This is a genomic window from Shinella lacus, from assembly GCF_010994755.1.
Lineage (GTDB): Bacteria > Pseudomonadota > Alphaproteobacteria > Rhizobiales > Rhizobiaceae > Shinella > Shinella lacus.
The window spans coordinates 537,867-557,689 of the sequence record NZ_WHSB02000001.1 but is presented as its reverse complement, the minus strand read 5'-3'; the positions used below and the strand labels follow the sequence as shown (position 1 = coordinate 557,689).

The window sequence follows — 19,823 nt, the reverse complement described above, 5'->3', positions numbered from 1 at the left end:
TCTCATGAGCACAGGTCCATTTCATGCGACAAAGCGATTCCTATATCCGGATTGACAATGTTTCGCGCCGCTACGGCGCGGTAAAGGCGCTGGACAGCGTCACCCTCGACATCGCCAAGGAGGAGTTCATCGCCATCCTCGGGCCGAGCGGTTCGGGCAAGAGCACGCTGCTCCGCCTGATCGCCGGCCTCGACCGGCCGACCGAGGGGCACATCAGTTTCGAAGGCAAGGACGTCACCGGGCTGCCGCCGCACAAGCGCGGCATCGGCATGGTGTTCCAGGAGTTCCTGCTCTTCCCGCACCGGACGGTGCGCGAGAACCTCGCCTTTCCGCTGCGTATGCGCAGGGAGCCGCAAACGGTGATCGACGAGCGGCTCGAATGGGTGGCCGGCGTCCTGTCGCTGACGGCACTGCTCGATCGTTATCCGAGCCAGCTTTCCGGCGGCCAGCAGCAGCGCGTCGCGCTTGGCCGCGGCCTCATCGCCCGGCCGACCTTGCTGCTGCTCGACGAGCCGCTGGCCAATCTCGACCGTGAACTGCGCCAGGAAATGGAGGTCGAGATCCGCCGCTACCAGAAGCAGCTCGGCATCCCCTTCATCTATGTCACGCACAACCAGGAAGAAGCGCTCAGCATGAGCGACCGGATCGCGGTGATCCACAATGGCCGGCTGGAGGCGCTCGATGTGCGCCAGGCGATCTACGACAGCCCGCCGACGCCCTTCGTCGCCCGCTTCGTCGGCAAGTCGACGAAATTCCAGGGTACGGTGACGCCGGACGGCAAGACGGTGCGGCTTGCCCGCTACGACCACGAGTTCCCGCTGCCCCCGCAGGAAAAGTTCCAGCCCGGCGATGCGCTCGACGTGTTCGTCAAGAACGAGCGCTTCGACCTGAGCCCGAAATCCGAAGGCGGCAGCGGCATCGTCTGCACGGTGTCCGATATCGTGCTGCGCGGACCGTTTCTCGAATATATCCTGGAGACCGATCGCGGCGACACCGTGATCGTCGTCAAGCCGAAGCGCAACGATCCGCTGCCCATTCAGGAGCGCGTCCTGCTTTCCTGGGCGCCGTCCGATTGCCATATCTTCAAGGCGGGGAGCTGACGATGCCAAACGTTTCGCTGCGCCAGCGCCTGCTGCTCTACGTTCCGAGCGGCTTCCTGCTGTTCTTCTTCGTCTTCCCGCTCATCGCGCTCGTCGTGCTCAGCTTCTGGCAGACCGAGAACTACAAGATCGTGCGCGAACTGACGCTCAACAACTATGTCACGCTGGCGACGGAGGGGGCCTATATCACCTTCTTCCTGCGGTCGCTGATGATGGCGGTTGGCGTCTCGGTTACGCTTGTCGTCATGGCCTGGCCAATCGCCTATTTCATCGTGCGTTATGGCGGCCGCTACCGGATCATCCTGTCGCTGCTGCTCGTCATCCCGTTCCTCTCCGGCGAAGTGCTGCGGCTGATCGCGCTTCAGGGCATGCTGGGGCCGGCAGGCCTCGTCAACGGCATGCTTGTGCGGATGGGGGCGGCGCCGCTGCGGCTCATCATGTATTCGAATGTCGCCTCGTTCATCGCCTTCATCTATCTCTACCTGCCGCTGGTCGTCACCACGGTCTATCTTTCGCTGATCAACTTCGATTTCCGCCTCGCCCATGCCGCCAATGCCTGCGGCGCCAACCGCTTCCGGGTGTTCACCGAGGTCGTCTGGCCGCTCAATCTGTCCGGCACGCTCGTCGGCTTCATGCTGGCCTTCATCCCAACGCTGTCCGCCTCGCTGGTGCCGCGGTTCCTCGGCGGACCGAACGGCACGCTTTACGGCATGTCGATGTCACAGCAATTCGGCGAGTCCGGCACCTGGGCGCTGGGTGCGGCCATGGGCGTCGTGTTGTTTTTGTTTTCGGCGCTCGCGCTTGCGATCCTCAGCTTCGGCGTCGATCTGCGCAGGACCGGATTTACCGGAATGGGGAGGCAGTAAGATGAGCCCGCATGTGTCCGATGCCATCGCCAAATGGCTGCTTGCAGCCTTCGTCATCCTGGTCTTCGCCTTCCTGTATATGCCGATCGTCCACATCCTCTTCGCGTCGCTGTCGAGCCGGCCGAACTTCCCCTATCCGCCGGAGTTCAACTTCGCGAGCTATGTGCGGCTGTCCAACAACACCGTCTACCAGAGCGCCTTCCTGAACAGCCTGCTGCTTGCCTCCTGCACGGCGGTGCTGTCGACGGTGCTGGGCTTCCTCGCCACGATAGGCGTGCTGAGGTTCGGTGGCCGCAGGGCGCTGTTCTACGCCATCCTGTTTGCCGCGCCGCTCTTCGTGTCGGAGATCATGCTCGGCATTTCCAGCATGGCGCTCTACTATCTGCTGTTCGAATTGCAGGGGAACATGGTGACGGCGATCATCGCCAATGCCGTGCATTGTTTCAGCTTCTGCTTCCTCATCATGGCGGCCATGCTCTACAAATATGATTGGCGCATGAACGAGGCGGCCATCGTCTGCGGCGCGTCGCCCGTGCGCTCCTTCCTGGAGATCATGCTGCCGATCACCTGGCCGGCCATCATGGGCAGCCTCATCACCGCCTTCGTGCTGTCGCTCAACGGTCTCGACATTTCCTTCTATCTGCTGGGCGCGACGCCAACCATGCCGTCCGTCGCCTGGGGCGCCTTGCGCTACGGCGTCAAGCCGGAGCTCTATGCGCTCTCGACGCTGATCAACCTCGTTGTCTTCGGCCTGGTGCTCGGTTTGCTTGTCTCGATCAGGCTGAAGCGCAAGGATGCGTAGAGGAGGGCGGGGTCGCACTAGTGAATTCTAGGTCAACGCCTTGACATGCCGGAGGTGACACGGCATCCACGTGCGACGGCAGCACCATCAATACCTTGCGTAAAATGTTCCTGTATTAGGAGCGACAGTGCCAGCCGATACAGACCAGCACTCACAGGGCGTTTTGATGGATATACTTCGTCTGCTTGGCCGCGTGCGGCATGAAGGTTCTATCCGCGTGACAGCGATGGGCCTGCTTCTCGCTCTCGGCCTTGCCGGCCCCGCTTTTGCAGCAGGCTGCGGCCAGCCCATTGCGCCCGGCCAGATAGAGTTCACGGTAAAAACCGGCGGCATCGAGCGGCCGGCATTGGCCCATATTCCGGCTGCCTATAACGGCAAGACCAGGCTCGCCGTCGTTTTTGATTTTCACGGCAGCAATTCCGGTCCGGCCGGCCAGTTTCGCCGTAGCGGCTGGGACGCGGTCGCCGAGCGCGAAGGCTTCGTGGCGATCGCGCTGCAGGGCAGCCTCGACGGGCAGTACAAGGGCACGCATGCCTGGAACGTGCCGGGCGTGACGAAGGGCGGCACGCACGACGACGAGCGCTACATCAAGGATGCCATCAAGACGGTGAAGGACACCTTCTGCGTCGACCCGACACGCATCTACGCCTCCGGCTATTCGGGCGGCGGTCGCATGCTGTCCCAATATATCTGCAATGGGCACCCGGACTTCGCAGCCGCCGGCTTCGTCATGGGCCTGCGCGCCGGCTATCCGGTGGAGCGCGATGGCGTCTGGCAGCCGGATGTCGCATCCTGCAATCCCGGCAATCCGATCTCGATCATCGCCTTCTCCGGCATGAAGGACGTCACCAATCCCTTCATTGGCGGCGGAAGGCCCTATTGGCAATATGGTGGCGAAGCCGCGCTGCGGCGCTGGGCGGAGCTGGATAAGTGCGAGGCCAAGGGCGACGTCCTCACCGATGCGGCGATGACGGCGCTGTCGTTCGACACCTGCGCCAGCGGTGCGCGCATCACATCCTATCTGCTCAAGGAAAACACCCACGACTGGCCGGCCCGCAGCGTGCTGTTCCGAACCTTCGACGCAAACGGCAAGGTGACCTCTGAACGCGACGCCACCGGCCGCATGTGGGAGTTCTTCAGGAACACACGCTCTCCGGAAGAAACCCCGGTGACGGCGGGAGAGGCCACCGAGCGCGCCGGGTAAGCCTGTCCAAATCTGTGCGTGGAGAGGCTTGCGCCCGGCCCCGCGCGGAAAGCAGACTGACAAACATCGCCGCATTTCGTATAGCGGGCGAGGGTGCCGCAGGCCTAGAGCTCGCCGCACAAGGCAATCAACGTTGGGTCCGTTCATGCTCAGGCCGACAAAATCCGAAATCGAGGCCGGGATCATCGATCGGGCGGCCGCTCTGTTCGCCCAACACGGATTTGCGCATGCCTCGCTCTCGCAGATCGCCGAAGCCGTCGGCTATTCGAAAGCCGGGCTGCTGCATCATTTCCCGAGCAAGCAGGCCATCTATGATGCCGGCATCCGGACGCTGCGCGAGCATGCCGAAGAGATGCTGGAAAGCGTGAAGGGATTGCCGGTCGGACGCGAGCGTGATCTTGCGGTGGTCGAGGCCTCCGTCACCTTCGCCTTCGAGCAGCCGGGCATTTCGGCGCTGGGCAACCGTATCGCGCTCGATCCCGATCCCAACGATCAGGAGATGAACGAGATCGGCTTCATCATGTACGAGGCGATCGGCATCGACCTTCAGAAACTAGAACTGGACCGGATCATTCGCGTGACCTGCGCCTTTTCGGGCCTCGGCATCACCGCCAATCTCGCGGTGCGCACGAAACAGACGAAGGAATGGCGCGCCTCCATGGTTGCCGCAACGATGAATGCGCTGGGCCACCGGCAGCCGTAGCGCCCCGGCCGGAGTTTTCCGGCCGGGGCTAGAGAAAATCGATGATGCGGGCGAGGGCGATTACCGGGCGCGCTTCGGCCAATATGGGTCGTGCCGATCCCTCTGCCAGCCGCGATCCCTGCGATCCCTATCCTTGTGCTTGTCCTTGTTGGCCTGCGAAATCGCATAGGCGCCGACAGCCGTTGCCGCGACGCCGACGGCAACCGCGGCTGCGGCCTGATCGGCCTTGCGGCGATTTTCCGAATAGATGTTGCGGGTGCAGCGCTGGTGCTGCCAGCCACCCGGCCGCATGCCGCTATCGGCGCAGATATTATAGGCTTCGTCCATGGACTGGGATCTGGACTGGCAGCCGGAAGCGAACACCGCCGCGGCGAGTGTGAGGGCGAGAAGGGGTCTTGATTGCATGGAAGTTCCTTTCATAAGCGCGCGTCATCGCAAGCACATGCCCTGTGCTTCGTGACCTCATGGGTTTTGGGGGATGCGTCTGGGCGGGCGCGCCGAATGCCAGACGAGATGGGCTATATTTCGGGTCGGCGCATCGTGACGCCCGTGCCGGGCGCGGACGTCACGGAGACGGCGACATGGAGGTGCCTTCTGACGGCGTGACGTGAGCCGTCTAAGATCGTCATTCCTTTGCCCTGTCCCATGGCCGACCCTCGTTTTGTTTGCCTACCGAATCGGTAGGAAGCAGACCGATTCGGTTTATAGGGGATTTTGCGGCGGGATCAAGGCGTACGGGTCATGCTAGCCGCTTGAGGTCATTTCTGCGTGGCAGTGAACACCGCTAGCTGCGCGTCGAAAGCACGTTTGTAAGCGGGTCGGGCCTGGCCGCGGGCGATGTAGGCGGAGAGGGTTGGGTAGTCGCCCAGAATATCCGAGCCTTCCAACCGGCGCAGCACCGTCACCATCAGGAGGTCGGCGGCGCTGAACGCGCCGTCAAGCCAGTCGGCATCGCCGAGCCGGTCGGAAAGCTGGTCCAGCCGGTCACGGATGCGACCCTTGAGAATGGGCTGGCGCGCCTCGTGCCAGGCCTCGTCGCGCTCCGCATAGTGGGCGGCTTCGCGCTCGACAATGGGCGGCTCCACCGTGCTGAGCGCGGCAAACATCCATGTGATGGCGCGCGCCCGGGCATTCGCATCCTCCGGCAGCAGGCCCGGATGGTGCTCCGCGATGTGGAGCACGATACCGCCGGACTCGAACAGAGCCAGATCGCCTTCCTCATAGGTCGGGATCTGTCCGAAGGGCTGAAGTGCGAGATGCGTGGGCTGCTTCATCGCCTTGAACGAAACAAGCCGAACCTCGTAAGGCTGCCCCACTTCCTCAAGCGCCCAGCGAACGCGCATGTCGCGCGCCAGGCCCCTGCCGCGATCGGGTGAGCTTTCAAAGGCGGTGATGGTGATCGTCATTGTCGTTCTCCCTGGTCTGTCCGTCTTGAAGACGATCAGCCAAACGAGATTCCGACACTACTTGTTTCAAGCCGTTAGCCTTAGCCCCGTGAGAGCTCAGCCTCCATTTCCGCAATGTCCTGGAACCGGTCTGCGATGCGGGCGTGCGGGCGGCCGCCGTCGGCGGCGGCGATGGCGATGACGATCTCGTCGGGATGCGGCGCGTCGGCAATCTGGAAATTGGCGGTGAGGAAGTGGGAGCGCTTGCCGTTTTCGCTCTTGTGCATCATCGGCAAGGAGAGCAGGGCACCGGGCGCGTTGCGCGTATTGGCGAATTCCAGATAGTTCGTGCCGCCGATCGCATTGCGGAAGGGATTGCCGAAACGCAGCGTGTGGATCATCGCCGAGGCATGCTCGATTTCGCCGTTGACGCCGACCGCGGCCGCCTTTCCGCAAGCCTCGATTTTGTCCGCCGGCATTTGCGCCAGCAGCCGGCGGGTCATCTCCTCGCTCAACGGCCCCGCAATGTCGATGATCTCGGGCCGCAGGTTCTCGACGAAGCCTTTGCCGGACCAGGGATTTTGGATGATGGCGGCGACGACGACGATGTTGAGGGAACGCGGCGCGGCCTTGCCGCCCTCGATGTGGGTTTCCTCGAGGAAGGTGCAGATCTTTCTGATGCCGAGCGCCATGTCTTTTCCGCCGTCTGTTGACCGTTTCCTCAACCTAGCGTGCAGCGGCCAGCGATCTTCCTATCGTTCCGAGGAAACGGAGCGGCAGTGATCCTCCGAAAACAAGTAGCATTCACGGGCTTCGCGCCGCATTATTGCGGGCCTAGGATGGGAGTGTGCGGCGGGTTGGACCAGAAATCACGGATACTTTCGCTTCGCGACGTTGCCAGCCAGATCAACAGCGGCGGCGACCTGACGACCGTGCTGCAGCACCTTATTGCGGCAGCCTGCCGGCATGCGAACTGGGCGCTCGGCTCCATCATGGGCATCGATGCGGCGCATGGTTATGCCCATGTCATCGTGCGGCATGATCCCACGCTCATCCAGCGCGACCTGCCCGACCGCTGGGAACTGGCGACCAGCCCGTCGCTGATCGCGCTCCAGCGCAACGAGCCGGTCTATCTGCGCGATGCACGCGAGAGTGCCGAGTTTCCCGGCTACCGCAAGGAGGCCTTCGAGCGGGATTACCGCACCGTGCTCGTCATGCCGATGAACTGCGCCGACGCCGAGGGCCGGCCGATGGTGCTGAGCGTCATCGCCCGCACGGTGACGGAGGTCACGGAAGACGATCTCGCCTTTCTCGGAACGATCATCCATCTCGGCGCGATCGCGGTGGAAAAGCAGCATCGCCTCGCCGCGGAAAAACGGGCGTCCGATCGGCTGGACCGGGCGCTCACCGCGCATACGTCGCTGCTGGAACATGTGCTCAGTGACGGCTCCGTCTCCTCGCTTGCTGCGATGGTGGGCCGGCTCCTGCCCAATCCGCTCGTCGTCGTCGATTTTACCGTCAATCAGGTGATCGCAGGTCGCTCGCCGCTGGCAACGGACTTCGACGATGCGGCATGGCAGGCCGCAGCCCCGACGGCCTTCGCCCGCACGCTCATCAAGGCGGCCCGCGATGCCGTCGAGCGCGGCACCCTGGAAACGGCGGCGATCCTGCTGGATGACGGCACGCGGCGGCTGCGTGTCTCCGCGCGGATCGAAGCCCTGACGGTCGACCGGCAGCTGGTCGGGGCGCTCGCCATCTTTCCCGGCGCGGTCGCCGAGGGCGAGCTGGACCAGCTCATGCTCGACAGCGCCAAGTTTGCGCTGAGCGTGCAGATGATGCGTTCCTTCTTGCGCTTTCGTTTCGAGACGCGCACGCAAAGCGAGCTGTTTTTCGAAGTCGTCGAGCGGCGCTGGCACGATGCTGGGGATGTCAACCAGCGCGCTACGCGTCTCGGGCTCGATTTTTCCACGCCCCAGCAGATGATCGTCGTCGATTTTCCGGAAAAGGCGAAGGCCTTCGGCGGCGGTTCCGTCGATGTCGAGCACACCCTGTCGCGCATCCTGCGGCAGGCTTCGCTGGAAGCGAGCCTCGTCGCCATCGATGGCGGTGTCGTCTGCCTCGTGCCGCACGAGGCGGGGCGAAAGCAGGAGCGCACGACAAAACTCATGCGCCGCATGGCGGATGAACTGGGCCGCTATTTCGACGAGGCGCCGGTCATCGTTGCCGGAAATCGCTGCGCCGGGCTGGAAGACTACCCCGCCGCCTGGGAGCGGTGCAGCCGGATGATCCGCATCGGCCGTTCGTTCGGGCTGACGGGGGCACTCTCCACACAGGATTTCGGCCCACTGCCCATGCTCGTTTCCGCCGCCGATGTGGGCGACGTGCGCAGTTTCGTCCGTGAAAGCATCGGCGCCATTGCCGAACACGACCGGGAGAACGGCACGCCCTATCTGGAAACGCTGTCGGCCTATCTCGAAGAAGGCTGCCGCAGCCAGGCCTGCGCCGACCGCCTCGGCCTGCATGTGACGACGTTGCGTTACCGGCTCTCGCGCATCCAGGAACTCTTCGGCATCGATGTCGAAACGGCGGAAAGACGCTTTTCCGTCGAGCTCGCCCTGCGTCTCTACGGCGTGATCGAGAACCACGCCTTCAGCGAACGCTGACGCCTTCGTGCTCTCCTTCGAAGCGCAGGAGAACTCTCTGCCACTCTCCTCCGCCTAGGAGGAAGAAGCGGCCGGCCGGCGGCGGTAGCTTCCTCTCAATGAACCGGAGAGGAGGTCGGGATGGTGGAGCAAGCGGCAGCACAGGATGCACCGATCGACCCGATCGCGCTGCGCCGGGCCTTCGGCACCTTCGTCACCGGCGTGACGGTCATCACCACGCTCGAAGCCGACGGCACGCCGCGCGGCATGACCGCGAATTCCTTCACCTCCGTGTCGCTCGATCCGCCGCTCCTGCTCGTCTGCGTCGCCAAGTCGGCGTCCAGCTATGCGGTGTTCAAGGCGGCGGACTGTTTTGCGGTCAACATCCTGCATGAGGGGCAGGTCGACGTATCGGCGACCTTCGCCTCGAAGGCGCAGGACAAGTTCCAGTCGGTCAACCACGACCGGGTACATACGGGTGCGCCGGTCCTCACCGACAGCCTGACCTGGTTCGATTGCAGCCTTCACAGCGCGGTCGACGCCGGCGATCACGCCATTCTGATCGGCCAGGTGCGCGCCTTCGGCACCAGCCCGACCGCGCCGCTCGGTTTCTGCCGTGGCCGTTATGCGAGCGTGAAGGACCCGTTGCCGACCGGTTGGCTCGCCTCGCACGGCATGATCATCGGCTATCTCATCGAGGCGGGCGACAGCCTGCTGCTGCGCTCGGACGGCAAGGGCGGCTGGGTGCTGCCGTCGGCACGCCGGCGCAAGGCGGACAGCCAGCTTGTGCTCGACGGCGGTGATGCGCTGCGCCTCGTGCCGGAGGAAACCTTCCTCTATTCCGTCTTCGACGTCGCCGACAGCGATCCCGGTTATCTCGTCTACCGGGCGCGTCTCGCGGGCGAGGGCGCCACGGGCAATCTTCCCGCCGACCTCCGCTTCTTCCCCATCGACGACCTGCCCTACGACACGATCGCGACCCATGAGCTGCGCTCCATGCTGCGGCGCTACGGGCGCGAGCGGCTGGCGGGCCGCTTCGGCATCTACATGGATTCCGACGACGGCGGCCGTGTCGCGATGATCGACGGCGAAGCCCGCGCCTGGCTCCAGGCCTCCCAAGACCAAGGACAATGACATGAAGACGACAGTCAGCTCCATCGAGGGCTCCCGCCAGCTGCTGTTCATCGACGGCCGGTTCGTGGCCCCGAAGAACGGCAACTACATCCAGAGTTTCGATCCGACGACGGGCGCGCCCTGGTATGAATTTGCCGAGGCAGATGCGGACGATGTCGAGGCGGCCGTCGCCGCTGCCAGTGCCGCCTTCCGCAATCCCGAATGGCGGCGCATGACGCAGACCGATCGCGGTGCGCTGGTGCGCCGTCTCGCCGAATTGGTGCGGGCCAATGCGGATGCGCTTGCCGAGATCGAGACGCGTGACAACGGCAAGCTGCTCAAGGAAACGCGGGCGCAGATGCGCGCAATGCCGGACAGCTACCACTACTTCGCCGGCATGGCCGACAAGTTGCAGGGTGACACGATCCCGATCAACCGGCTCGATACGCTGAACATCAACCTGCGAGAGCCGCTTGGCGTCATCGGCATGATCACGCCGTGGAATTCGCCGCTGATGCTGCTGACCGGAACGCTGGCGCCCTGCCTTGCGATCGGCAACACCATCGTCATAAAGCCTTCCGAACATGCGACGGCCTCCACGCTGGCGCTGGCCGAACTCATCCATGAGGCAGGTTTCCCGGCCGGCGTCGTCAATGTGGTGACAGGCACCGGCAAGAGCGCCGGCGAGGCCCTGACGCGCCATCCGGACGTCGCGAAATACGTCTTCACCGGCAGCACCGCCACCGGCCGCCGCATCGCCGGCAACGCCGCGCAGAACCTCGTGCCCTGCTCGATGGAGCTCGGCGGCAAGTCGCCCCATGTCGTCTTCGGCGATGTCGATATCGAGCATGCGGTGAACGGCGTCGTCTCCGGTGTCTTCGCGGCGGCGGGACAGACCTGTGTTGCCGGTTCGCGCTGCTTCGTCGAGGCGAGCGTCTACGACAGGTTCATCGAAGCCCTCGTCGCCCGCACGCAGCGCATTCGCGTCGGTCTTCCGACCGGCGACGACACGGATATCGGCCCGCTGGCGCTCGCCGACCAGCTTTCCAAGGTCGAATCCTATGTCGCCTCGGGTGTGAAGCAGGGCGCGACGATCGCTGCTGGCGGACGGCGGCCGCAGAAGGATGGGCTTGCGCCTGGCGGCTGGTATTTCGAGCCGACGGTGATGGTCGATGCCGAAAACGACATGACCTTCATGCGCGACGAACTGTTCGGCCCCGTGGTCGGCGTCATGCCGTTCCGCGACGAGGCGGAGATGATCCGGCTCGCCAACGATACCCGCTATGGCCTCGCTTCCGGAATCTGGACGAAGGATATCGACCGGGCGCTGCGTTTCGCCAACGAGATCGAGGCCGGCACCGTCTGGGTCAACACCTATCGCTCCGCCTCCTTCATGTCCGCCAATGGCGGCTTCAAGGAAAGCGGTTACGGCCGGCGCGGCGGCTTCGAGGTGATGCACGAATTCTCGCGGCTGAAGAACGTGATCATCGACTATTCCGGCGCGATGCAGGACCCCTTCGTCATCCGCCTCAAGTAACAAGCATCGAAAGGCAGAACCATGAAGTTCGCAGTCTCGCTCACGATGGAACGCTTCTCGCCGGATGTGCCGATGGCGACCGCGAAGAACAACCTACTAACGCTGGCCCGCATGGCCGACGAGGGCGGCTTCGAGATGCTCTGGACCGCCGAGCATCACACGATCGAATGCACGATCTCGCCCAATCCGTTCCAGACGCTCGTCTGGCTGGCGCAGCATACCGAGCAACTGCGGCTCGGCACCTCGACGCTGGTGGCACCCTACTGGGACCCGATCCGGCTGGCGGGCGAATCGGCACTTTGCGACCACCTGACGAACGGCCGGCTGGAATTCGGCATCGCGCGCGGCTCCTACCAGTACGAGTTCGACCGGATGGCGGGCGGCATGCCGCAGCAGGAAGGCGTCGCCTATATGAAGGAGATCGTTCCGGCGGTGAAGAAGCTCTGGGCTGGCGACTATGCCCATGACGGTCACTACTGGAAATTCCCGCTCGCCACCTCCGTGCCCAAACCCTTGCAGCAGCCGCATCCACGCATCTGGGTCGCCGCGCGCGATCCCGGCACTTTCGACTGGGCAATCGCCAATGGTGCGAGCATCCTGTCGACGCCGCTCTCGGCACCGGCTGCCGAAATCCAGGTGCTCTCCGACAAGTTCCACAAGGCCGTAGCCGACCATCCGGAGGTGCCGCGCCCGCGCTTCATGATGCAGCGGCGCACCTGCGTCTACGACCGGCCGGATGGCTGGGAAAAGGCCGTGCAGCACAGCATGGATTATGGCCGCGCCTTCGAGAATCTCATGCAGAATGCTGGCACTGTGCAGAACGGCTTTCCCGAGGCCGTGCCCTATGAGGCGGTGAAGGGCAAGGAGAACTACAATCCGGAGAACATCCGCAAGAACCTGATGTTCGGCACGCCGGACGAGGTGATCGAGAAGCTGCTCGTCTTCGAAGCGGCGGGTGTCGATCAATATTGCCTCGGCCTCACCTTCAACCTGCCCTTCGAATTGCAGAAGCGCACGATCGAGCTTTTCGTGAAAGAGGTCATGCCGGTCTTCGCCGCGCGCGAGAACGACCGGAAGCGGGCGGCTGCGGGGGGCTGATCATGGCGGAGGCACGAGAGCACACGGTCGGCGAGGTCACGCTCAACTATCGCATCGATGGCGATGGCGGCGAGCCGCTCGTCTGCATTCACGGCGTCGGCTCCTATCTGGAGGCCTGGTCCGGCGTGGTGGAGCGGTTGAAGGACCGGTTCACGATCCTGACCTTCGACCTGCGGGGCCATGGCAGGTCAAGCCGCATTAAGGGCCGCTACGAGATCGACGACTTCGTGGCCGAGACGCTGGCGCTTGCCGACAAGGCCGGGTTCACGACCTTCAATCTCGCAGGGTTTTCGCTCGGCGGCCTGATCGCCCAGCGTCTCGCGCTGACGCATCTGCCGCGCCTGCGCCGGCTCGTGCTGCTGTCAACGGTTGCGGGCCGCACGCCCGAGGAGCGCGAACGCGTCCTCTCCCGCCTCGCGGCGCTTCAGGCTGGGACACCGGCGGATCACCACACGGCATCGCTTTCGCGCTGGCTGACGGAAGCGTTTCAGGAGGAACATCCCGACGTGATCGCCTGGCTGCGGGCGCGCGACGCGGAGAACGATCCGGACTGCTATGCGGCTGCCTATCGGGTGCTGGCCGAGACGGATTTCGGCGGTTTCCTCGACCAGATCCGCTGCCCGACCCTCATCGCCACCGGCGAGGAGGATGTCGGCTCCAACCCGCGCATGGCCCGCTACATGCATGACCGCATCCCGGGATCGCAGCTTACCCTCTTTCCGGGCCTTCGCCATTCCATCCTCATCGAGGCGCCGGGCGTCGTGGCCGAAGCCATCGACAATTTCGTCTCGAAGACGGAGGCGGCCCATGGATGAGACTTTGCGCAAAGAGGGCGAAGCGGTCCGGCGGCGCGTGCTCGGCGACGACTATGTCGATCGCGCCAAGGCCGGGGCGGATGCCTTTTCTGCGCCCTTGCAGGACCTGCTCAACGAATATTGCTGGGGCCTGGGCTGGACGGACGACGGCCTCGACCTCAAGCAGCGCAGCCTCCTGAACCTCGGCATGCTTGCCGCCAGCAACCGCATGTATGAATTCGGCATCCATTTCCGCGGCGCCATCCGCAATGGCCTGACGGACAGGGAATTGCAGGCAGCTCTTCTCCAGATCGCGATCTACTGCGGCGTACCGGCAGGCGTCGAGGCGTTCCGGGTGGCCCGCGCCATCCGCGCGGAAATGGGCGTGGAGGGCACGACTTGATTTCCGTCATTTCGATGAAGCCAGGGGCCACGCGCTGCTTGGGAACGCCGGAAGACGGGGAGGGGCGATAAGCCCCAAGATTGATACCATCGGCAGGGAGAGGAACCCGCGCCGTCGACAGAAACGACAATGGACAGAGGGAACAAACACATGATGAAGACATCGACACTCGCGGCGCTCGTCGCCTCTCTCTCGCTTTCGCTCGCCGCCGTGCCGGCCCAGGCCGGTGCCGTTCTGGACCGGGTGCTCGCCGCCAAGACCCTGAAGGTCGCGACCGATGCCAACTGGGCACCGCAATCCTTCGTCAACGACAAGAACGAGATGGACGGCTTCGATATCGACGTCGCCAAGGAGATCGGCAAACATCTCGGCGTCTCCGTCGAGTTCGTGACGCCGGGCTGGGACATCATCACGGCCGGCAAGTGGCAGGGCCGCTGGGACATGCATGTCGGCTCGATGACGCCGACCAAGGCACGCGCCGAAATCTTCGATTTCCCGGCAGTTTACTACTACACGCCCGCCGCCGTCGCCGTGCACAAGGACAGCAAGGCGGAAAAGCTCTCCGACCTCGAAGGCAAGGTCGTTGGCGTGACGGCAACCTCGACCTTCGAAGCCTATGCCAACCAGGACCTGACGCTGGACGCCGCCGGCGCGCCGCCTTTCACCTATGAGTTCAAGGCCGGCGAGGTGAAATCCTACGCCAACTCCACCACCGCCTTCGACGACCTGCGTCTCGGCGATGGGACGCGCCTCGATGCCGTCGTTTCCACGCTGCCGAGCATTCTCGATGCGGAGAAGGCCGGCTACCCGATCAAGCAGCTTGGCAAGCCGGTCTTCTTCGAGCCCCTTGCCGTTGCCGTCGAGCATGGCGACAAGGAGCTGAGCGAGAAGATCGCCGAGGCCGTGGACGCGATCCGGGCCGATGGCACGCTGAGCAAGCTGTCGGTCAAGTGGTACGGTGTCGACTACACGGTCACGCAGTAAAAAGACCCATCCGTTCGCGCGCGCCCGGAAAACCGGGCCGCGCCTTACATTCAGGGAGCGGAGATGCTGTATCCGGATACCGTCGAGTCCGAAGTGCTCGTCCACAAGCCGTGGTTCGTCGCGGTGATGTTTGCGGCGATCTTCGCCCTGTTCCTCACCTTCGATCTCTCGGGAACGTCGATGGGCGAGCTGATGCGCCCGGTGATCGGCGAACCCTTGGAAAGCGGCATCTACGGCCGCTTCGCCATCGCCTTCGTCATCGCGGTGCTGTTCTGCCTGAACGTCGTCCTGATCGGCTTCGCCTCGCTTAGGGTGCAGATCACGATCGTCTGGCTTGAACTCCTGCTGCTGTTCCTCGCCTTCTTCAAGACGTTCAACCTCAGCCTGCCGTTCATGGCCGAGAAATTGCCCTTCCTCGTCACGCAGGGGCTTTTCACGACGATCTACGTCTCGGCGATCTCCATCGTCATCGCGTCCGCCATCGCCATTCTCGGTGCTGTCGCAAAGCTCTCGACGAACGGGTTCGCCTATGCGATCGCGAGTTTCTACACCTCGTTCTTCCGCGGCCTGCCGCTCTTGATGCAGGTCTACCTCATCTATCTCGGCCTGCCGCAACTCGGTTTCATCATCGATGCGGTGCCGGCCGGCATCCTGGCGCTATCGCTGTGCTACGGCGCCTACATGACGGAGATCTTCCGCTCCGGCATCCAGAGCATCGACCGTGGCCAGTGGGAGGCCTCGCGCTCGATCGGCTTCGGCTTCGGCATCACCATGCGCAAGATCATCCTGCCACAGGCGCTGCCCGTCATCATCCCGCCAACCGGCAACCAGTTCATCTCGATGCTGAAGGACAGTTCGCTCGTCTCGGTCATCGGCGTTTGGGAGCTGATGTTCCTGGCGCGCACGCTCGGCCAGAAGTCGTTCCAGCATATGGAAATGCTGATCTCCGCCGCGATGCTCTACTGGGGCGTGTCGATCTGCCTCGAACTCATCCAGTCACGCATCGAGCGTCATTATGCGAGGAGCAAAGTCCGATGAGCGAAAAGATCATCGACGTCCGCAACGTCTCCAAGTGGTACGGCGCGTTCCGGGTGCTGACCGATGTGAACCTGACGGTCGAAAAAGGCGAGCGCATCGTCATCTGCGGCCCTTCCGGCTCGGGAAAGTCGACGCTGATCCGCTGCTTCAACCGGCTGGAGGCGCATCAGGAGGGCGACATCGTCGTCAACGGCATCCCCCTGCACGACAAGATGCGCAATGTCGGCGAGGTGCGCAAAAATGTCGGCATGGTCTTCCAGCACTTCAACCTCTTCCCGCACATGACCGTGCTGATGAACTGCATGGTCGGCCCGATGTGGATCAAGGGCGTCTCGCAGGCCGAGGCCCGCAAGACCGCACTGCAATTCCTGGAGCGGGTGCGCATTCCCGAACAGGCGGACAAATATCCCGTCCAGCTCTCCGGCGGCCAGCAGCAGCGCGTGGCGATCGCCCGTTCGCTCTGCATGCAGCCGGCCGTCATGCTGTTCGACGAGCCGACGTCCGCGCTTGATCCGGAAATGGTGTCCGAAGTGCTCGACACCATGACGGGCCTGGCGCGCGACGGCATGACCATGGTCTGCGTCACCCACGAAATGGCCTTCGCCCGCGCCGTCGCCGACCGGGTGATCTTCATGAACGCGGGGCAGATCGTCGAGCAGGGCAAGCCGGAAGAATTCTTCAAGAACCCGCAGCACGAGCGCACGAAGCTCTTCCTCAGCCAGATCCTGAAACATTGAAGGGCCGGCAACTGCCGGCCCGTTCAAGCATCAATCGGCCTTCGCCGCGGCAATGCCGTCAAGCCGCTGCATCGCTTCCGCCGGCAACTCGATATCGGCGGCGGCGAGATTTTCGCGCAGATGGCCGCGGGACGAGGTGCCGGGGATCAGCAGGATGTTCGGCTTGCGGGCGAGGAGCCAGGCGAGGGCGACCTGAAGCGGGGTCGCTTCCAGATCCGCGGCGACCTCCGACAGGGTTGCGGATTGCAGCGGCGAGAATCCGCCGAGCGGGAAGAAGGGCACATAGGCGGTGCCTTCCGCCGCCAGCTGGTCGATCAGGGCGTCGTCTCCCCGGTGGGCGAGGTTGTACTGGTTCTGGACGCAGACGATATCCGTAATTTTCCGGCCATCCGCGATCTGCCGGGCGGTGACGTTCGACAGCCCGATATGCTTGATCAGGCCCTGGCGTTGCAGGTCTGCGAGAACCGTAAGCGGCTCCTCCAGCGAGCCTTCCGCAGGCCCATGCACGTCGAACATGGCACGCAGGTTGACGACGTCGATGGCGTCGAGGCCGAGGTTCTTCAGGTTGTCGTGCACGGCCTGCGTCAGCGCTTCCTTCGAGAAGGCCGGGTTCCACGACGCATCCGCGCCCCGCGTCGCGCCGACCTTGGTGACGATGACGAGGTCGTCCTTGTAGGGATGCAGCGCCTCGTTGATGATCTGGTTGGTGACATGCGGTCCATAGAAATCGCTGGTGTCGATATGGTCGACCCCGCTCTCCACGGCTTCGCGCAGCACGGCAACCGCTTCCGCCCGATCCTTCGGCGGGCCGAAGACGCCTTTTCCTGCAAGCTGCATGGCGCCATAGCCGAGCCGCTTTACCGTGAAGTCGCCGAGTTTGTATGTGCCGGATTTGTCAAGATTGGACATGTCGTGCCTCCATTGTCTGATCGATCCTGAAATAGGGCGGCTTGTCCGCAGCGAAAATGGGATATAATCCGCACAGCTTGTCCGTGATGGCGGACAGTGGTGGAGGACAACATGACGCTGGGTAGCTCGAACATGGCGGATCTGGGCGCTTTCCTGGCCGTGGCGCGGGCCGGCGGTTTTCGCGAGGCGGCCCGCGCGACCAACAGCAGCTCGTCTGCCTTGAGCGACGCCGTGCGGCGCCTCGAAACCGAGCTTGGCGTCCGGTTGTTCAACCGCACCACGCGTAGCGTCGTGCCCACCGAGGCGGGACGCGGCCTCATGGAGCGCATCAGCCCGGCCTTCAGCGAAATCGGCGGCGCGCTCGAGCATGTTCGGAGCCTGCGCGGGCGACCGGCGGGAACGTTGAAGCTCAATGTCCCGGTCAGTGCGGCGCGGCTGGTGCTGCCGAAGATCGTGCCGCAGTTCCTGGCGGCCTATCCCGACATCCAGCTTGAGATCGTCACCGACGAGAATTTCGTGGATATCATCGCCGCCGGGTGCGACGCCGGGATCCGCTATGACGAGCGGCTGGAACTGGACATGATAGCGGTGCCGATCGGCCCGCGCATTCAGCGCTTCGCCAGCGCCGCATCGCCCTCCTATCTTGCCGCGCGCGGCCGGCCCGAACATCCGCGGGACCTGCTGTCGCATGCCTGCATTCGAAGCCGCTTCGCCGGCCGGTCGCTCGGCTCCTGGGAGTTCGAGCGCGACGGCGAGGTCGTGCGGGTCGATCCTCCGAGTTCGCTCATCGTGCAGGCGGGCGGCGGTTCGGACCTGGGCGTCATGGCTGCGATCGACGGAGCCGGCATCATATCGCTCTTCGAGGATTGGCTGAAACCCCACTTCCAGAGCGGCGCGCTGGTTCCCGTTCTGGAGCGGTGGTGGTTGAGCTTTTCCGGCCCGTTCCTCTACTATCCCGGGCGCCGGCTGGTGCCGGCCCCGCTGCGCGCCTTCATCGATTTCATGAAGGTACTGCCGTCGCCCGACTAGCGATCAGCTTTTCCAGAAGAGCGGCGTCAGCACAACGAGGACAGTCAGAACCTCAAGACGGCCGAGCAGCATCATGATCGTCAGAAGATAGAGCGCCGGATCGGAAATCGTCGAGAAGTTTCCGGCCGGACCCACGATGGGGCCGACGCCCGGCCCGACGTTGGAGAGCGCGGTGATGACGGATGATGCGGAGGTCAGAAGATCGTAGCCCATCGCCGTCATGGCGACGCTGCCGGTGGCCCACAGCAGGAGGTAGGTTACGAAGAAGAGGAAAACGTTACGTTGCAGATCGGGATCAACAGCCATCTTGCCGTAGCGCACGATATGGATCCCGTTCGGATAGATCAGCTTATAGAGGCCGGTGCGGATCGAATTAAAGAGGATGATGAACCGGTAAGCTTTTATCCCGCCGGCGGTCGATCCAGAACATCCACCCATGAAGGTCATGAAAAACGCCATCGTCACCACGAACGGTCCCCAGAGCGTATAGTCCTGGCTGGCAAAACCGGTCGTGGAGAGGATCGTCGACACGGTGAAGAAAGAGTGCGTAAGCGCTTCATGGAACGGCACGCCGTTCTGGAGACGTTGGTAGATTGCGATCGCCACCGAAAACAGCAAGAGATAGCCGAGAAACACGCCGATCTGCGGATCACGCAGCGCATCAAGACGGCCGCGGACCATGAAGACGATCAGGATCGAAAAGGGTAGGCTGCAGAGCGTCATGAAGAAGGTGCCGGCCCACAGCAGCGGCAAGCTGTTGAAATAGCCGAATGACGCGTCATGGGTCGAAAAACCGCCGGTCGCCACCGTCGCCATGGCGTGGTTGACGGCATCGAAGCGGCTCATGCCGAGTGCGGCAAAAACCAGCGTGCAGGCCAGCGTAATCAACACGTAGATAAGGACAAACGCCCGGGTGAAGCTGGCGATCCGGGCGAACGGCTTATCGTTCGTGTCGGACGATTCCATTTTGAAGAAGGAGATGCCGCCGACGCGCAGGTAGGGCATGACGAAGAGGCCGAGGGCGACGATACCAATGCCGCCGAGCCAATGGAGGAGCGAGCGCCACATCAGGATGCCTGGTGGCGCATTGTCCAGACCCGAAATGACCGTCGAGCCCGTCGTCGTGATGGCGGAAACGGATTCGAACAGCGCCTTGGCGAAGTTCATGTCGAGAGACGACAACATGAAGGGTAGGGCGCCGACGAGCGAAAAGACCAGCCATAGGACGTTGACCAGCAGAAAGCCCATCTTCTTGTTGAATGGCGGCGGGCCGGCGCGTGTCGCGGCCGCGGTCACGGTTGAAAGGCCGCCGACCAGCACGGCCGACAGCATGAAGACCTTCCAGTCCCGATGACCATAATAGATGTCGACAAGCGCCGGCACGAGCATGGCTGCCGCAAGATAGAGACCGCAGATTGCTGCGATATTGACGACGGCGCGGTAGATCGTGGCGTTCAACGGAAGGTGTCCTGCGTGCCG

General features: G+C 63.5%; 20 protein-coding genes. 15 read left to right on the top strand and 5 right to left on the bottom strand.

Annotation, left to right across the window (positions count from 1 at the left end):
- Positions 1-23: 23 nt before the first annotated feature.
- The 5 genes from GB927_RS02570 (at position 24) to GB927_RS02550 (ending at position 4,675) form a co-directional block, all read left to right on the top strand.
- Positions 24-1,100: an ABC transporter ATP-binding protein gene (locus tag GB927_RS02570; RefSeq protein ID WP_256114977.1), complete on the top strand. Its 1,077-nt coding sequence runs from the start codon at positions 24-26 to the stop codon at positions 1,098-1,100.
- 2 nt (positions 1,101-1,102) lie between these two features.
- Entirely contained in the window at positions 1,103-1,966 is an 864-nt protein-coding gene (locus GB927_RS02565) for an ABC transporter permease (RefSeq protein ID WP_256114976.1), read from the top strand.
- 1 nt (position 1,967) lies between these two features.
- Positions 1,968-2,768, top strand: a complete 801-nt coding sequence (locus GB927_RS02560) for an ABC transporter permease (RefSeq protein WP_256114975.1) — start codon at positions 1,968-1,970, stop codon at positions 2,766-2,768.
- 166 nt (positions 2,769-2,934) lie between these two features.
- Positions 2,935-3,972 carry a CE1 family esterase gene (locus GB927_RS02555; protein WP_256114973.1) on the top strand — a complete coding sequence of 346 codons (1,038 nt, stop codon included), beginning with the start codon at positions 2,935-2,937 and terminating at the stop codon, positions 3,970-3,972.
- 145 nt (positions 3,973-4,117) lie between these two features.
- On the top strand, positions 4,118-4,675 hold the full coding sequence (locus GB927_RS02550) for a TetR/AcrR family transcriptional regulator (protein WP_256114972.1): 558 nt from the start codon (positions 4,118-4,120) through the stop codon (positions 4,673-4,675).
- A 60-nt stretch (positions 4,676-4,735) separates the two neighbouring features.
- Here the strand turns inward: GB927_RS02550 and GB927_RS02545 are convergent, their stop codons facing one another.
- The 3 genes from GB927_RS02545 to GB927_RS02535 form a co-directional block, all read right to left on the bottom strand.
- Positions 4,736-5,080: a hypothetical protein gene (locus GB927_RS02545; protein ID WP_256114971.1), complete on the bottom strand. Its 345-nt coding sequence runs from the start codon at positions 5,078-5,080 to the stop codon at positions 4,736-4,738.
- A 353-nt stretch (positions 5,081-5,433) separates the two neighbouring features.
- Positions 5,434-6,081 (bottom strand): glutathione S-transferase family protein, encoded by a 648-nt coding sequence (locus GB927_RS02540; protein ID WP_256114970.1) that lies wholly within the window; start codon positions 6,079-6,081, stop codon positions 5,434-5,436.
- Positions 6,082-6,161: 80 nt separating this feature from the next.
- Positions 6,162-6,752, bottom strand: coding sequence for an amino acid synthesis family protein (locus GB927_RS02535; RefSeq protein ID WP_256114969.1), 591 nt, complete (start codon positions 6,750-6,752; stop codon positions 6,162-6,164).
- A gap of 165 nt (positions 6,753-6,917) precedes the next feature.
- Between GB927_RS02535 and GB927_RS02530 the strand changes: the two genes are divergently transcribed.
- The 9 genes from GB927_RS02530 to GB927_RS02490 all read left to right on the top strand — a co-directional run bounded on the left by GB927_RS02530 (position 6,918) and on the right by GB927_RS02490 (position 16,406).
- Complete coding sequence (locus GB927_RS02530; protein WP_256114968.1) at positions 6,918-8,723, top strand: helix-turn-helix domain-containing protein; 1,806 nt, start codon at positions 6,918-6,920, stop codon at positions 8,721-8,723.
- A gap of 120 nt (positions 8,724-8,843) precedes the next feature.
- Entirely contained in the window at positions 8,844-9,836 is a 993-nt protein-coding gene (locus GB927_RS02525) for a flavin reductase (protein WP_256114967.1), read from the top strand.
- Position 9,837: 1 nt separating this feature from the next.
- Positions 9,838-11,352, top strand: a complete 1,515-nt coding sequence (locus GB927_RS02520; RefSeq protein ID WP_256114966.1) for an aldehyde dehydrogenase — start codon at positions 9,838-9,840, stop codon at positions 11,350-11,352.
- Between the two features lie 21 nt (positions 11,353-11,373).
- Entirely contained in the window at positions 11,374-12,450 is a 1,077-nt protein-coding gene (locus GB927_RS02515) for an LLM class flavin-dependent oxidoreductase (RefSeq protein WP_256114965.1), read from the top strand.
- Positions 12,451-12,452: 2 nt separating this feature from the next.
- Positions 12,453-13,265: an alpha/beta fold hydrolase gene (locus GB927_RS02510; RefSeq protein WP_256114964.1), complete on the top strand. Its 813-nt coding sequence runs from the start codon at positions 12,453-12,455 to the stop codon at positions 13,263-13,265.
- Positions 13,258-13,647 (top strand): carboxymuconolactone decarboxylase family protein, encoded by a 390-nt coding sequence (locus GB927_RS02505; RefSeq protein ID WP_256114963.1) that lies wholly within the window; start codon positions 13,258-13,260, stop codon positions 13,645-13,647. Before GB927_RS02510 ends, GB927_RS02505 begins: the two co-directional genes overlap by 8 nt.
- Positions 13,648-13,797: 150 nt before the next feature.
- Positions 13,798-14,631, top strand: a complete 834-nt coding sequence (locus tag GB927_RS02500) for a transporter substrate-binding domain-containing protein (protein ID WP_256114962.1) — start codon at positions 13,798-13,800, stop codon at positions 14,629-14,631.
- A gap of 63 nt (positions 14,632-14,694) precedes the next feature.
- The gene (locus GB927_RS02495) at positions 14,695-15,669 is read left to right on the top strand and encodes an amino acid ABC transporter permease (RefSeq protein WP_256114961.1); all 975 of its coding nucleotides are present in this window, start codon (positions 14,695-14,697) and stop codon (positions 15,667-15,669) included.
- Complete coding sequence (locus GB927_RS02490) at positions 15,666-16,406, top strand: amino acid ABC transporter ATP-binding protein (protein WP_305110361.1); 741 nt, start codon at positions 15,666-15,668, stop codon at positions 16,404-16,406. The genes GB927_RS02495 and GB927_RS02490 overlap by 4 nt, the downstream gene beginning before the upstream one ends.
- A 30-nt stretch (positions 16,407-16,436) precedes the next feature.
- Here the strand turns inward: GB927_RS02490 and GB927_RS02485 are convergent, their stop codons facing one another.
- A complete protein-coding gene (locus tag GB927_RS02485) occupies positions 16,437-17,315 on the bottom strand; it encodes an aldo/keto reductase family oxidoreductase (RefSeq protein WP_256114960.1) in 879 nt (292 codons plus the stop codon).
- A gap of 111 nt (positions 17,316-17,426) precedes the next feature.
- Between GB927_RS02485 and GB927_RS02480 the strand changes: the two genes are divergently transcribed.
- Positions 17,427-18,344: a LysR family transcriptional regulator gene (locus tag GB927_RS02480; protein WP_256114959.1), complete on the top strand. Its 918-nt coding sequence runs from the start codon at positions 17,427-17,429 to the stop codon at positions 18,342-18,344.
- Positions 18,345-18,347: 3 nt separating this feature from the next.
- Here GB927_RS02480 and GB927_RS02475 read toward each other — a convergent pair whose 3' ends face one another.
- Complete coding sequence (locus GB927_RS02475) at positions 18,348-19,802, bottom strand: TrkH family potassium uptake protein (protein ID WP_256114958.1); 1,455 nt, start codon at positions 19,800-19,802, stop codon at positions 18,348-18,350.
- Positions 19,803-19,823: the final 21 nt, after the last annotated feature.

What these genes read in the sequence shown, in the direction of transcription:
- GB927_RS02555 (WP_256114973.1), top strand. Translation starts at nt 2,935, where the DNA reads ATGGATATACTTCGTCTGCTTGGCCGCGTGCGGCATGAAGGTTCTATC.
- GB927_RS02570 (WP_256114977.1), top strand. Translation starts at nt 24, where the DNA reads ATGCGACAAAGCGATTCCTATATCCGGATTGACAATGTTTCGCGCCGC.
- GB927_RS02505 (WP_256114963.1), top strand. Translation starts at nt 13,258, where the DNA reads ATGGATGAGACTTTGCGCAAAGAGGGCGAAGCGGTCCGGCGGCGCGTG.
- GB927_RS02560 (WP_256114975.1), top strand. Translation starts at nt 1,968, where the DNA reads ATGAGCCCGCATGTGTCCGATGCCATCGCCAAATGGCTGCTTGCAGCC.
- GB927_RS02495 (WP_256114961.1), top strand. Translation starts at nt 14,695, where the DNA reads ATGCTGTATCCGGATACCGTCGAGTCCGAAGTGCTCGTCCACAAGCCG.
- GB927_RS02545 (WP_256114971.1), bottom strand. Translation starts at nt 5,080, where the DNA reads ATGCAATCAAGACCCCTTCTCGCCCTCACACTCGCCGCGGCGGTGTTC.
- GB927_RS02500 (WP_256114962.1), top strand. Translation starts at nt 13,798, where the DNA reads ATGATGAAGACATCGACACTCGCGGCGCTCGTCGCCTCTCTCTCGCTT.
- GB927_RS02515 (WP_256114965.1), top strand. Translation starts at nt 11,374, where the DNA reads ATGAAGTTCGCAGTCTCGCTCACGATGGAACGCTTCTCGCCGGATGTG.
- GB927_RS02510 (WP_256114964.1), top strand. Translation starts at nt 12,453, where the DNA reads ATGGCGGAGGCACGAGAGCACACGGTCGGCGAGGTCACGCTCAACTAT.
- GB927_RS02535 (WP_256114969.1), bottom strand. Translation starts at nt 6,752, where the DNA reads ATGGCGCTCGGCATCAGAAAGATCTGCACCTTCCTCGAGGAAACCCAC.
- GB927_RS02520 (WP_256114966.1), top strand. Translation starts at nt 9,838, where the DNA reads ATGAAGACGACAGTCAGCTCCATCGAGGGCTCCCGCCAGCTGCTGTTC.
- GB927_RS02485 (WP_256114960.1), bottom strand. Translation starts at nt 17,315, where the DNA reads ATGTCCAATCTTGACAAATCCGGCACATACAAACTCGGCGACTTCACG.
- GB927_RS02490 (WP_305110361.1), top strand. Translation starts at nt 15,666, where the DNA reads ATGAGCGAAAAGATCATCGACGTCCGCAACGTCTCCAAGTGGTACGGC.
- GB927_RS02540 (WP_256114970.1), bottom strand. Translation starts at nt 6,081, where the DNA reads ATGACGATCACCATCACCGCCTTTGAAAGCTCACCCGATCGCGGCAGG.
- GB927_RS02525 (WP_256114967.1), top strand. Translation starts at nt 8,844, where the DNA reads ATGGTGGAGCAAGCGGCAGCACAGGATGCACCGATCGACCCGATCGCG.
- GB927_RS02550 (WP_256114972.1), top strand. Translation starts at nt 4,118, where the DNA reads ATGCTCAGGCCGACAAAATCCGAAATCGAGGCCGGGATCATCGATCGG.
- GB927_RS02565 (WP_256114976.1), top strand. Translation starts at nt 1,103, where the DNA reads ATGCCAAACGTTTCGCTGCGCCAGCGCCTGCTGCTCTACGTTCCGAGC.
- GB927_RS02480 (WP_256114959.1), top strand. Translation starts at nt 17,427, where the DNA reads ATGACGCTGGGTAGCTCGAACATGGCGGATCTGGGCGCTTTCCTGGCC.